The organism is Arthrobacter sp. P1_B4 (assembly GCF_056406555.1).
This window is the reverse complement of the sequence record NZ_JBFTZW010000088.1, coordinates 1-12,351: the sequence shown is the minus strand read 5'-3', so window position 1 is coordinate 12,351 and position 12,351 is coordinate 1. Positions and strand designations below refer to the sequence as shown.

Annotated in this window: 12 protein-coding genes and 1 pseudogene; 5 read left to right on the top strand and 8 right to left on the bottom strand. The window is 66.4% G+C overall.

Annotation, left to right across the window (positions count from 1 at the left end):
- Positions 1-200, bottom strand: a pseudogene (locus tag AC1D1W_RS17580) (2-isopropylmalate synthase); the annotation flags it as partial.
- 252 nt (positions 201-452) lie between these two features.
- On the opposite strand from AC1D1W_RS17580, the gene AC1D1W_RS17575 reads away from it, so the two are divergent.
- The 4 genes from AC1D1W_RS17575 to AC1D1W_RS17560 all read left to right on the top strand — a co-directional run bounded on the left by AC1D1W_RS17575 (position 453) and on the right by AC1D1W_RS17560 (position 4,327).
- Positions 453-2,405, top strand: coding sequence for a M13 family metallopeptidase (locus AC1D1W_RS17575; RefSeq protein ID WP_308197206.1), 1,953 nt, complete (start codon positions 453-455; stop codon positions 2,403-2,405).
- Between the two features lie 89 nt (positions 2,406-2,494).
- Positions 2,495-2,821 (top strand): ArsR/SmtB family transcription factor, encoded by a 327-nt coding sequence (locus AC1D1W_RS17570; RefSeq protein WP_028276714.1) that lies wholly within the window; start codon positions 2,495-2,497, stop codon positions 2,819-2,821.
- The gene (locus AC1D1W_RS17565) at positions 2,821-3,588 is read left to right on the top strand and encodes a cation diffusion facilitator family transporter (protein ID WP_476944358.1); all 768 of its coding nucleotides are present in this window, start codon (positions 2,821-2,823) and stop codon (positions 3,586-3,588) included. Before AC1D1W_RS17570 ends, AC1D1W_RS17565 begins: the two co-directional genes overlap by 1 nt.
- Positions 3,589-3,745: 157 nt before the next feature.
- Positions 3,746-4,327, top strand: a complete 582-nt coding sequence (locus AC1D1W_RS17560) for a dihydrofolate reductase family protein (RefSeq protein WP_243177983.1) — start codon at positions 3,746-3,748, stop codon at positions 4,325-4,327.
- A 127-nt stretch (positions 4,328-4,454) separates the two neighbouring features.
- Here AC1D1W_RS17560 and AC1D1W_RS17555 read toward each other — a convergent pair whose 3' ends face one another.
- The 6 genes from AC1D1W_RS17555 to AC1D1W_RS17530 all read right to left on the bottom strand — a co-directional run bounded on the left by AC1D1W_RS17555 (position 4,455) and on the right by AC1D1W_RS17530 (position 10,791).
- Positions 4,455-6,020: an LCP family protein gene (locus AC1D1W_RS17555; RefSeq protein WP_476944357.1), complete on the bottom strand. Its 1,566-nt coding sequence runs from the start codon at positions 6,018-6,020 to the stop codon at positions 4,455-4,457.
- A gap of 132 nt (positions 6,021-6,152) precedes the next feature.
- On the bottom strand, positions 6,153-7,112 hold the full coding sequence (gene era, locus AC1D1W_RS17550; protein WP_028276711.1) for a GTPase Era: 960 nt from the start codon (positions 7,110-7,112) through the stop codon (positions 6,153-6,155).
- The gene (locus AC1D1W_RS17545) at positions 7,096-8,427 is read right to left on the bottom strand and encodes a hemolysin family protein (protein WP_028276710.1); all 1,332 of its coding nucleotides are present in this window, start codon (positions 8,425-8,427) and stop codon (positions 7,096-7,098) included. Before AC1D1W_RS17545 ends, era begins: the two co-directional genes overlap by 17 nt.
- Positions 8,424-8,897 (bottom strand): rRNA maturation RNase YbeY, encoded by a 474-nt coding sequence (gene ybeY, locus AC1D1W_RS17540; RefSeq protein WP_028276709.1) that lies wholly within the window; start codon positions 8,895-8,897, stop codon positions 8,424-8,426. The genes AC1D1W_RS17545 and ybeY overlap by 4 nt, the downstream gene beginning before the upstream one ends.
- On the bottom strand, positions 8,894-9,982 hold the full coding sequence (locus tag AC1D1W_RS17535; RefSeq protein WP_028276708.1) for a PhoH family protein: 1,089 nt from the start codon (positions 9,980-9,982) through the stop codon (positions 8,894-8,896). The genes ybeY and AC1D1W_RS17535 overlap by 4 nt, the downstream gene beginning before the upstream one ends.
- A 293-nt stretch (positions 9,983-10,275) precedes the next feature.
- Complete coding sequence (locus AC1D1W_RS17530; RefSeq protein ID WP_243177405.1) at positions 10,276-10,791, bottom strand: flavin reductase family protein; 516 nt, start codon at positions 10,789-10,791, stop codon at positions 10,276-10,278.
- 189 nt (positions 10,792-10,980) lie between these two features.
- Between AC1D1W_RS17530 and AC1D1W_RS17525 the strand changes: the two genes are divergently transcribed.
- Positions 10,981-11,631 carry a class I SAM-dependent DNA methyltransferase gene (locus AC1D1W_RS17525; protein WP_476944356.1) on the top strand — a complete coding sequence of 217 codons (651 nt, stop codon included), beginning with the start codon at positions 10,981-10,983 and terminating at the stop codon, positions 11,629-11,631.
- Here AC1D1W_RS17525 and AC1D1W_RS17520 read toward each other — a convergent pair.
- The coding region (locus tag AC1D1W_RS17520; RefSeq protein ID WP_476944355.1) for an NAD-dependent epimerase/dehydratase family protein at positions 11,626-12,351 on the bottom strand (726 nt) is incomplete at its 5' end. The two genes, AC1D1W_RS17525 and AC1D1W_RS17520, sit on opposite strands and share 6 nt — an antisense overlap.

Genomic DNA, 12,351 nt, shown 5'->3' with positions numbered 1-12,351 from the left:
AACATCTTCAGCTTGCGGGCGGGGCTCATGGGATCGATGAGGGCCTGGTTGCCGTCGCGCAGGTCCACGGCGCACCAGCGCGGGGCCTTGGTGATGACTTTGTCCGGCCAGGTGCGGTCCGGCAGTTCAACGGTGATCTGGTCCTGGAACGGGATGTAGCGGTGGACCGGCATTCCTGAGGGCTTCTGTGCGTTTCGCATTACAATCGGGGCCTTTTCTGTGATTCTTGGTGAAAGGGTGGCCGGGCAACACAAACTCCGCAGCGAGGGTGGGCCTTGCGCTAGATCGCGTCTGAGGCCTCGCCGCGGCAGCTAAGGAGGAGCAGTTCTGCGCGCACCTTTTCACAGTAACACGGGTGCGTAAGATGAAGGAGCCAGACCACCGTAACGTCCACCATGCAGACCGTGCGCCGGCAAACGCTCCGGGCCGGACTGCCTCTCAAAGGAGCATCCGTGCCACTTTCGGGGATCGATCTGTCCACCATCGACGCCAGCGTCCGCCCGCAGGATGACCTGTACCAGCATGTGAATGGCGGCTGGCTCAACACCACGGTCATCCCGGACGACCGGCCGCTGGAGGGCACCTTCACCGCCCTGCGCGACGCATCGGAGCTCGCGGTGAAAGAGATCATCGGGCAGGCCGCCGCACGCGGTGCGGAGGCTAGCGGCATCGAGCGCAAGATCGGGGACCTGTACAACAGCTTCATGGACGAAGCGGCGGTCGAGGCCAAGGGCCTGGACCCGCTCCGTGCGCGGCTGGCGCAGGTGTTCGCGACGACGTCGGTGCCCGGACTCGTGGCGCTGGCCGGACGGCTGTTCCGCGCCGATGTGTCCGGGCTCTTTTATATCTACCCCGCGCCGGATGCCGGAAACCCGGACCGTGTCCTGCTCTACACAGGCCAGGGCGGCCTGGGCTTGCCCGATGAGTCCTATTACCGGGAAGCGAAGTTCGCCCCGATGGTCCAGGCCTACCGTGCACACGTGGGGGCCATGCTGGGCCTCGCGGAGGTTGCCGACCCTGAGGGGGCGGCCGGACGCGTGGTGGCGCTTGAAACTGCGCTGGCTTCGCACCACTGGGACAACGTGACATTGCGGAATCCGCAAAAGACGTACAACTTGAAGTCCGCCGCAGAAGCGGCGGAACTGTTCCCCCTGCTGGCGGACTGGTTCGACGCGGCCGGCATCGAGCCGGAGAAGCGTGCCGAGCTGGTGGTGAGCACCCCCGACTTCTTCTCCGGCGCGGCCTCCCTGCTGGATTCCGAACCGTTGGCGACCTGGCAGGAATGGCTCGCCATGCGCGTGGTCAGCGCGGCCGCCCCGTACCTGTCTTCCGAGTTCGTGGACGCGAACTTCGCGTTCTATGGCACCATCCTGAGCGGTACGCCGCGGATCAAGGACCGTTGGAAGCGCGGCGTCGCGGTGGTCGAGGCGGCCCTCGGTGAGGCGGTCGGGCAGATCTACGTGGCCGAACATTTCCCGGAGGGGCACAAGGCGCGCATGCAGACCCTCGTGGCCAACCTGATCGAGGCGTACCGCGAGTCCATCACCGGGCTGACCTGGATGGGCGAGGCAACCAAGCTCGAGGCCCTGAAGAAACTGGACTCCTTCCGCGCCAAGATCGGCTTCCCGGATAAGTGGATCGACTACTCCGCCGTGGAGATCGACCCCGCCGATCTGCTGGGGAACGTGGAACGCGCGCACAGCGCCGACGTCGACCGCCACCTTGACGAGGTCGGCAAGCCCGTGGACCGCGAGAAGTGGCTGATGACGCCCCAGACGGTCAACGCCTACTACCATCCGCTCCTGAACGAGATCGTGTTCCCTGCGGCCATGCTGCAGCCCCCGTTCTTCACTGCCGACGCCGATGACGCCGTGAACTACGGCGGCATCGGTGCCGTGATCGGCCATGAAATCGGCCACGGCTTCGATGACCAGGGCTCGCAGTACGACGGCAGCGGCCTGCTGCGCAACTGGTGGACGGAGGATGACCGCACCGCGTTCGAGGCTCTGGCCGCCCGGCTCGTGGCGCAGTTCGATGCCCTCTCCCCCACGGCAGCCCCCGGCCACACGGTCAACGGCAAGCTGACCCTGGGCGAGAACATCGGCGACCTGGGCGGGCTCACCATCGGCTACAAGGCCTACCTGATCAGCCTCGACGGGCAGGAACCGCCGGTGCTCGATGGCCTGACCGGGGTGCAGCGCTTCTTCGCGTCCTGGGCCGCGGGGTGGCGGCAGGTCATCCGGACCGAAGAGGCCATCCGCCGGCTGGCGACGGATCCGCACTCCCCGAACGAGTTCCGCACGAACGCCATCGCCAGGAACCTCGACGCCTTCCACGCAGCATTCGGCGTCACGGACCAGGACGGCATGTGGATGGCACCGCAGGAGCGCGTCAGCATCTGGTGACCCGGGGGCCCGGTCACTGGCACCGACCCAGCCGGGAGGGCTGTGCGTACACGCTTGCGTGAATACATCGACAGCTGTACTTTCGATTTGTGGAGACTCTTACGCATGCCCCGGTGCTGGCACGGTTCGGTTATGCCGTGTCAGACCCGACACGGGCAGAAATCCTGCTTGCCCTCACGGCAGCGCCGTCCTATCCGTCTGAGCTGGCGGATTCCCTCGGCGTATCCCGGCAGAGCATGTCGAACCACCTGACGTGCCTGCGGGGATGCGGGCTGGTCGTTGCCGTGCCGGAGGGGCGAAGGACCCGCTATGAGCTCGCCGATCAGCGCCTCGGCCATGCCCTCAAGGATCTTCTGGGCGTCGTGCTGGCGGTGGAYCCGGCCTGCTGCGCACCCGACGGGACGTGCACGCTGTGATGACTTCCGTCCTAATGTCGCCGAGCCCGGGCCGCCGCGCCGTCCTCAGCCGCCGGATCCGCTTGTTCGCGGCGGCCACCATCAGCTATAACCTCATCGAGGCCGTTGTGGCTTTGTGGGCCGGGGGTGCGGCCGACTCGTCGGCGCTCCTCGGCTTTGGCTTGGATTCCATCATTGAGGTCGGGTCGGCGCTGGCGCTGTCGTGGCAGTTTTCCAGCAAGGACCCTGAGCGGCGTGAATACCTCACCTTGCGGATTATCGCCGTCTCATTCTTCGCGCTGGCAGCCTTTGTCTCCGCCGAGGCGGTCCGGTCACTTCTCGGCGCCGGCGAGGCACAGCACTCGACCCCGGGCATCGTGATTGCCGCACTGAGTTTGGTGATCATGCCGGTCCTGTCCTGGCTCCAGCGCCGGGCCGGCCGGGAGCTCGGATCACGCACGGCGGTCGCTGACTCCAAACAGACCCTGCTCTGCACGTATCTGTCGGCAGTCCTGCTCGCGGGTTTGGTGCTGAACAGCACCCTTGGCTGGTGGTGGGCCGATGCCGGCGCGGCGCTGGTCATCGCCGCGATCGCCCTCCGGGAGGGCATCAACGCCTGGCGCGGCGACATCTGCTGCACGGTCCCCCACACGGCGGCAGACAGTCTTCCGACGGCCACAGAGCCGGCCTGCTGTGACGGATGCGGTGCCGATTCAACACCTCCAAAGGCGCTCGTCCTACCTGAGGTGGGGGTGGGACAGTCCGCCGCCGATGGGCAGCATGAGTAGTCGGTAGTGCTTCCGGTTACCTAAGCCCGGCGTCAGCAGCACTCATCCGGCACAGGGTTCAAGGAGTTCATCAGCGCTGCCGGCCGATTGATTTCTTACTAGAGCGACAGCGCACGACACGCTAATGTGGGGGCACCCCAAAGCAGAGGAGAGCCCCGTGGGCAAGGTGGTCATGTACGGCTCGGTGTCGGTGGACGGCTTCGTCGCGGACGAGAATGACCAGCCCGGACCGGTGTTCGACTGGTTGTCCAACGGTGATGTCCCCTTGGACGAGAGCGGCGAGGTGAGGGTGTCGCAGACGTCCTATGACTACACCCGGCCGTACTGGGACCAAATCGGGGCGACACTCGTCGGCCGCCACGTCTTCGACCTGACGGACGGCTGGGACGGGAAACCTCCGAGCGGGATCGACCACGTGGTCGTCGTGACGCACCGGCCGCAGCCCGAGGGCTGGGACTCGGAGGCGCCGTTTCACTTCGTCGACGGTGTCGAGGCAGCCATGGCCAAGGCGCAGGAGCTTGCGGGTGACCGCATCGTCGAGGTCGCAGCTGGTGACGTCGGTGGCCAGATGCTTGCCGCGGGCCTGGTCGACGAGGTGCGCATGGACGTCGTACCTGTCGTGTTCGGGTCCGGCAAGCGCTACTTCGGGTCGGTCCACGCCCAGCACCTGTTGGAGGATCCTGACGTGGTGATTCAGGGCAACCGCGTGCTTCACGTGCGCTATCGGGTGCGCCGTTGAGGTCGACACCGTGTTCCACGACGCCGCAGGACGTGGAAGAGCCTCCAAAGGCCGCCGTCCAGCACCCATGACAAAAAGAAGGCCCCCGTTCAGTAAAATCTGAACGGGGGCCTTCCTGGTTGCCGGGTCAGCGGGTGATCAGTGCCGGGTTGGCCTGCTGGCACACGGTGTCGCCGGCTGTCTGGTTGACGATGTCCTTGGGCAGCTGCGGGGCAGCGGCGGCGGCGGTCGGCGTCCCGTTGGCGAAGTCACTGCCCAGGTAGACCTGGACGCCGGCGACTCCGGCGGCCGGGAGCACCCGGTCCGGCGCCACACCGAGCAGGGCCGCGACGTCCCCGGCCACGTCAGCGTAGTCCGCACCGTAGTAGACCGCCGTCGCGGCGACAGGCGGAGCAGTCAACTGGCCCACCTGGGTGAAACCGGCGCCCTTGATGGCCTGCATGATCCCCTGGGTCCGGGCCGGAACACCCGAGCCGTTGGCCACGGTCACGGGCTGCTGCGTCTTGTCATAGGCCGGGGTGGTGGGGCTGGGCGTCGGCGTGGCGCTGGCACTCGGGGAAGCGCTCGGCTTCGCGGTCGGATCCGTCAGGTCCACGTCGTTGCGCATGGCGGCGAACAGCTGGGATGCCGCGGGCTCGGCCAGCTGCAGCCGGTTGATGTCCGTTTCGGCCGGGACTGTCGGCGTGGCCACGAAGGCTACCTTGCCGACGTCGATGTTCTTGAGCCGGTTGCCCACGGTCAGCAGCGTCGGCACAGAGGCCAGGCCGTCGTCGATGGTCAGGTTCTTGGTGATCGCATCCGCGATGCCGAGCATCCGGGCCGGGTTGGTCAGGGTGCCGTCGTCCTTGATTTTCCGGGTCAGCGCGGACAGGAAGCCCTGCTGGGCCTTGATCCGGCCGAGGTCGCCGCCGTCGCCGAAGGCGTGCCGGGTGCGCACGAACGACAAGGCCTGCTCGCCCTGGACGGTGGAGGTGCCCTTGGGCAGGCGCAGCTTCGAGTCGGGGTCATACACGGCGTCGCTGACACACACTGACACGCCGCCCACGGCGTTGGAGAGTTCCTTGACGGCGTTGAAGTCGGCCATCATGAAGTGGTCGATCTCCAGGCCAGTGAGCTTGTTGACGGTGTCCACGGCGCAGCCGATGCCGGCCTCGGACATCGCCGAGTTGATCATGACGCCGGTCTGGGCCGGGTACTCTTTGTTGGTTTTCGGATCCTTGCACTTGGGGATGTCGACCAGCAGGTCGCGGGGGAAGCTGACGACGTTGACCCGCTTGTTGTCCGCGGAGATGTCCATCAGCATCATCACATCCGAGTGCCCATAGCCGGTCGCGTCATCGCTGGTGCCGTACTGCGAGTTCTTCCCGTCGCGCGTGTCCGAGCCGAGGATCAGGATCTGCATCCGGTCCGTCGAATCGTTCACTGCACCCTCGGTCTTGATGCTGCCGGCGCTGAGTGGGGCCTTGGTGAGGTTGCCCTGAAGCCGGATGGTCCAGTAGGCGCCAAAGGCGATCACGCCGACCAAGAGCACGGCCACCACGCCCGTGAAGACTTTCAGCCAGGTGGGGGTCCGGCGGGCGGAGCCGAGGTGGCGGGCCGGACCAACGGCGGGATCGGCCGTGTGCCGGGCAGCGGCTGTTGACCGGGCCGGCGGGGCGGATCCGTCGGCACGGTTGTCACGGGGTCGAACCACTTGTTGAGCCTTCCTAAACGAACGGGGAGTCAGCCCATTTTAGAGTCCGAATCTGAGAAAACGCCGATGGCCCTCTCTTGGGAGCGGCGGGAAGGGCCAACGGACACAATAGCGGCCTAAGAACAGCGCGTCTCAGAAGCCCAGTTTGACGAGCTGCTTCGGGTCGCGCTGCCAGTCCTTGGCGACCTTGACGTGCAGGTCAAGGTAGATCCGGGCACCGAGCAGCGCCTCGATCGCCTTGCGCGCGTTGGTGCCGACCTCGCGGAGCCGGGCACCGCCCTTGCCGATGATGATGGCCTTCTGGGAGGGCCGCTCGACGTACAGGTTGACGCGGACGTCCAGGAACGGGCGGTCCTCGGGCCGGCCTTCCCGCGGAACGATTTCATCGACGACGACGGCCAGGGAGTGCGGCAATTCGTCGCGGACGCCTTCGAGGGCTGCTTCCCGGATGAGTTCGGCGATCATCACCGCTTCCGGTTCGTCCGTCAGGTGACCGTCCGGGTACAGCGGCGGCGACGCCGGCATGTGACCGATCAGGACGTCGGCAAGGGTGTCGACCTGGAAGCCGTCCGTGGCGGAGACCGGGACGATGTCCTTCCAGCCGTCCTCGCCGAGGACCTCTCGGCCCAGGGCGGCGACGGCGAGCAGCTGCTCGGTGAGGGCCTGGCGGTCGACGGTGTCGGCCTTGGTCACGATCGCGATGATGGGCTTGTTGGGGATGGCGGCGAGCTGGGCGGCAATGAACTTGTCTCCCGGGCCGATTTTCTCGTTGGCCGGCAGGCAGAAGCCGATCGCGTCGACCTCGGCGAGGGTATCGGCGACCAGTTCGTTCAGCCGCTTCCCCAGCAGCGTGCGCGGGCGGTGCAGGCCCGGGGTGTCAACGAGGATCAACTGGGCGTCGTCCCGGTGCACGATGCCACGGATTGTGTGGCGCGTGGTCTGGGGCTTGGCCGAGGTGATCGCGACTTTTTGGCCGACCAGGGCGTTGGTGAGGGTGGACTTGCCCGCATTGGGCCGTCCGACCAGCACCGAGAAACCGGCGCGGTAGCCGCCGTAGGCTGCGTCGCCGTCGGACTTATTCTGCTTGCTCACGTGAGACTCCCTGTTGGATTGGTGCGGCCTCGTCGAGAAGGTCTTCAAGGTCAGTTTGTTCTTTTGCTACGGCGGCCGCAATGATGTGGCTGACGCGGTTCCGCCGGCCCTCCAGCCTGTCGGCGCGGAGGGACAGTCCGTGGACCTGGACGGTGCTGCCGACAATCGGCACCCGCCCGAGGGCCTTGGCGAGCAGGCCGCCCACGGTGTCTACTTCGTCGTCGTCGAGCTCGAGGTCGAAGAGTTCGCCGAGGTCATCGATGCTCATGCGGGCGCTGACCCGGTAGCTTCCGTCCCCCAGGGCCACGGCCTCGGCGCTTTCGGTGTCGTATTCGTCCACGATTTCGCCGACGATCTCCTCGATGAGGTCCTCGAGCGTGACCAGCCCCGCCGTTCCGCCGTATTCGTCGATGACGATCGCGACGTGTGTGGATTCCTTCTGGAGTTCACGGAGCAGGTCGCTGACGAGCTTCGAGTCCGGCACGTAGCGGACCTCGCGGGCCACCTCGTCCACGACCGGGGGTTCCTCGTCCGGGCCGAGGTTGTGGAGCGAGGCGGCAACGTCCTTCAGGTACACAATGCCCAGGATCTGGTCCGTGTTTTCGCCGATGACCGGGATCCGCGAGTACCCGGAGCGCAGGAACAGCGACATCGCCCGGTGCAGGCTGGATCCGGAGTCGATCGTGAGGATGTCGGTCCTGGGCACCATGACGGAGCGGACCAGGGTGTCCCCGAAGTCGAAGACCGACTGGATCAGTTCGGCCTCGTTGTCCTCGATTACGTCGGACTCGGTGGCCCGGTCCACGAGTTCGCGGAATTCTTCCTCGCTGAAGAACGCCTCGCTGTCGGCCGGCGCGCCGGGAGCTACGACGCTGCCGAGCCGCACCAGCCAGCCCGGAATCGGGCCGAGCACGGCGTACAGGGACCGGACCAGCGGGGCGCTGAACCGGACCAGGGCGGCGGAGTGGACCCGGCCGAGCTGCCGCGGGGACACCCCCACGATCACGAAGCCGACCAGCGCCATGATGCCGGTGGCCGCCAGCCCGGCCAGCCAGACGTTGTCCAGCATGCTGTAAAGGAGCACGGTCACGGCGACGGCGGCGGCCATCTCGAACCAGACCCGCCAGAACCGCAGGGCGCGCATGTGCCCCACGGGCTGGGCCAGGATGCGTTTGAGCGAGGTGCCCCTGCTGTTCAGGACCGCCTGCTCAGCGTCGTGCCGGGGCAGGAAGTTGAACGCGGACTCGGCAGCGGTCAGCACTGCGGCAAAGCTAAGGAACACCAGCGCCATGCCGGCGAGGATCAGTGGGGTCACTGAACCGTCTCGGACGGGGCCGCTTTGCCGGTGAAGGCGGTCAGGAGTTCGCGCTGCAGCCCGAACATCTCTTCCTTCTCTTCCGGCTCGGCGTGGTCATAGCCCAGCAGGTGCAGGATGCCGTGCGTGGTCAGCAGCAGCATCTCGTCCTGGGTGGAGTGGCCGGCGTTGCGGGCCTGGACCTCGGCCACCTGGGGGCAGATGGCGATGTCGCCGAGCATGCCCTGCGGCGTCGGCTTGTCCGGCGTGCCCGGGGTCAGCTCGTCCATGGGGACGGAGAGGACGTCGGTGGAGCCTGGCTCGTCCATCAGTTCGAGGTGCAGCTTTTCCATGGCCGGTTCGTCCACGAGCAGGATGGACAGCTCCGCCTGCGGGTGGATGTAAAGGCTTTCGAAGATGAAACGCGACAGCGCCACGAGCCCGGCCTCGTCGACGACGACGCCGGATTCGTTGTTGACCTCAATGCTCATGCGTGTTCTCCCCGCGTTTCCCGGGCAACGGAGTGCTTGACCCGGTTCCTTTGGACTTCGTCCCAGATGCTGTAGGCGTTGACGATATCCCCCACCAGGCGGTGCCGGACGACGTCGGAGGCGTCCAGGATCGAGAAGTTGACGTCCTCGATCCCCTGCAGGATCTCCTCGACAATCCTGAGCCCGGAGCGGGTGCCGAAGGGCAGGTCCACCTGGGTGATGTCGCCGGTGACCACCATCTTGGAGCCGAAGCCCAGACGGGTCAGGAACATCTTCATCTGTTCCGGCGTGGTGTTCTGCGCCTCGTCGAGGATGATGAAGGCATCGTTAAGCGTGCGGCCTCGCATGTAGGCCAGCGGGGCGACTTCGATGGTACCGGCGGCCATGAGTCGGGGAATGGATTCGGGGTCCATCATGTCGTGCAGGGCGTCGTACAGGGGCCGCAGGTAGGGGTCGATCTTGTCGCTCAGGGTGCCTGGCAGGAAGCCGAGCCGCTCCCCCGCCTCGACGGCAGGACGGGTCAGGATGATGCGGCTGACTTCCTTTTGCTGCAGGGCCTGGACGGCCTTGGCCATTGCCAGGTAGGTCTTGCCGGTACCGGCCGGACCGATCCCGAAGATCACGGTGTTGGCGTCGATCGCGTCCACATAGTTCTTCTGGTTCAGCGTCTTGGGCCGGATGGTCTTCCCGCGGGTGGAGAGGATGTTGGTGGTCAGCACTTCCACGGGGTTCTGCAGCGACTGGCTGCGCAGCAGGGAGACGAGCTGCTGCAGCACGGCCGGAGTGATGACGGTGCCTCGGGCCACCAGCCCGCGCACCTCGTTGAGCAGGCGCATGATGCGCGGCACGTCGGCGGCAGGACCGCTGATCGCGAGCTCGTTCCCCCGGACATGGAAATCGACGGCGGGGAACTGGTTTTCGATAAACCTTAGGGCTTCGTCATGGCTGCCCAGCGACTGGACCATCTGCTCTGAGTCGTCGAACAAGACCACCTCCGTCCGCAGCCCTGGTAGGGAGTGGGGAAATTCCCCTGCGGTGCGTTCTCGGGCGCTGAACCGGGCCTTGCCGTTCGCTGCTTCAGTCATGGTGTTGGCCCGCGGGCCTCTGGTCCCCTYCAGTATGAATATGGTCTGTCGCCGTGATCCGTACCGACGGCGGTTCGCACCGCCCGCGGCCAGGGTCTACGGGTGCTTCCATCTTACGCCAGCGCGGCGCGGCCGACGCCGGAGGGGATCCGGCGCCGTCCGTTACGGGTAGGCGTTTCCGAAGACGACCCACCCCTCCAGCCAGTGGGCGCCTGTTGCCGGGCACGGCTGTTCCGCTTTGCGGGGTCCCGGCTCCCGCTCCGGCTTCGGTTCCCGTTCCGGTTCCGACACGGTCAGGCCGCGCTCTCGAGCGCGCCGGCGCGGGACCCGACGCCCGCGTAGCGTCCCTTGTAAAAGAGCAGGGGCTCAGCGTCGGGGCGGGCGCCCAGGGCGCGGACGGCGCCGACGACGATCGTGTGGTCGCCGCCGTCGTACTCCTGGTGGAGTTCGCAATCCACCCAGGCCAGGGCGTTATCCAGGACGGGGTTGCCCAGCGGCGAGGGAGAATGGCCGACGCCGGCGAACTTGTCCGTCCCCGAGCGCGCGAACTGCCCGGCCAGATGCTGGTGCTCTGCGGCCAGGATGTTCACGGTAAACCGTCCCGCCGCACGCAGCAGCGGCCAGGTGCTCGATGTCCGTGCGGGGCTGAAAGTGACCAGTGCCGGCTCCAGGGACAGGGAGGCGAAGGACTGGCAGGTGAAACCGGCCGGCCCGTGCCGGGTTGCTGCGGTGATCACCGTCAGGCCGGTGGCGAAGTGCCCGAGAATGTGGCGGAGTGCCTTCGGGCTGAGGTCAGAATGTTCCGTCATGGCGGGTCCTTTCGAGCGCTGGTAACCCCAATCAACCACTGCAGGCTCGGGTTCCCAAGCCCGGCTGCAACGCACAGTCGCGCAACGACACAACGCGTCACGGACCCGTTGCATGACGTAAGAATTCGGCACCGGGAGTTCGCCGGCCATGGCCGTTAGGCTCGGTTGATGGCAAACCAGGAAAATTTGATGGACGTCAGATCCGCGTACGACACAGTCGCCGAGACCTATTCAGCGGTGATCCCGGATACCAGCTTCGAGGCCCCGCTGGATATGGCCTTGGTGGACCACTTCATCGCCCACATGCGCGGGACGGCGGACCGGACGGTGATCGACGTCGGATGCGGTGCCGGACGAATGAGCAGTTATCTCGGCCAGGCGGGGCTGAACGTCAGCGGTGTCGACCTGTCGCCCGAAATGGTCCGGATCGCGCAACAACTGCAGCCCGGGCTGTTGTTCGAGCTGGGAGAGCTGACGGACCTGCCCCAGGCGGACGCAGCTGCGGACGGTGTCCTCGCCTGGTATTCGATCATCCACTCTCCCCCGACGGCGCTGCCGGCGATTGCTCGCGAGTTCTGGAGGGCGCTCCGCCCTGGCGGTTCGGCGCTCGTCGCCTTCCACGCCGGCAGCGGCCACCGCACGATTGACCGTGCTTACGGACACGACGTCGAGCTCCGGGCGGAACTGCACGCACCCGAGGAGGTGGCGCTCCGGTTCACCGAACTGGGCTTTGTGATGCGCGCGCAGCTGGTGCGTTCACCGAGGGCCAAGGAAAAACATCCACAGGCCGCCATCCTCGTCGACAAACCCTTCGTGGCTTCAACACTTAGTCCTTCATAGGGGACGTTGGCGTGTTCGCAGGGCCGAACCAGCGGTGAACTGCTCTTCACGGGAGTAGTCGAGATAGTGCTTGAGGGACGGATCGCCGGTTCCCGGCATGGCTCCGGCCGCTGCCGCCTTCACCAGCCAGTCCACCTGAAGCGGGATGGTCTGAGCGTATGTCCCCACAGGTTCATAGGCGAGGTCAAGGGAGGCCTTGGTGCTCAGTACCAGCGGAGGCCGGAAATCCCACGGATGGTCACCGAGGCCCGCGGGTGCGCTGTCATCCAGAAGCACCTCTTCCCAGTGGTGGCCCAGGTAGCGGGCAATTGCTGCGGCGATCTGCCGGGCATTCGGCGCATCTGGATCGGCGCTGTTGAGGATCCGTGCCGCGGGCACGGCGGCAACCCGTTCCACGAGGGCCGCCGTGTTCACCGCTGCCGTCGTGTGGTCCGCGCCCTGCCCCGCATGGGCCAGGAACACGGCCGGGCGCCGGTCGAGGACCCGTTTGACGAACATCCATTCCCGGGGCAGGGCCGCGCCCTCACCATGTACCTTCGAAGCCCGGATCACCGTCACGGGATGGCCGCTGCCCAGGAGGGTGTTCTCTGCAGCCACCTTGTTGGCGCCATAGCCTTCCCGGGATTGGTAGTCCCCGGTTCCCGGCCGCATGGTCGGACTGTTCTCGAGGATCGGCGCATCAAAGCGGGGCGGTACATCGGAATTGACGTGGTTGCCTGC

Excerpts from the sequence above, each read along its gene's own strand:
- AC1D1W_RS17565 (WP_476944358.1), top strand. The coding sequence starts at position 2,821 with ATGACTTCCGTCCTAATGTCGCCGAGCCCGGGCCGCCGCGCCGTCCTC.
- ybeY (WP_028276709.1), bottom strand. The coding sequence starts at position 8,897 with ATGAGCATTGAGGTCAACAACGAATCCGGCGTCGTCGTCGACGAGGCC.
- AC1D1W_RS17535 (WP_028276708.1), bottom strand. The coding sequence starts at position 9,982 with ATGACTGAAGCAGCGAACGGCAAGGCCCGGTTCAGCGCCCGAGAACGC.
- AC1D1W_RS17530 (WP_243177405.1), bottom strand. The coding sequence starts at position 10,791 with ATGACGGAACATTCTGACCTCAGCCCGAAGGCACTCCGCCACATTCTC.
- AC1D1W_RS17525 (WP_476944356.1), top strand. The coding sequence starts at position 10,981 with ATGGACGTCAGATCCGCGTACGACACAGTCGCCGAGACCTATTCAGCG.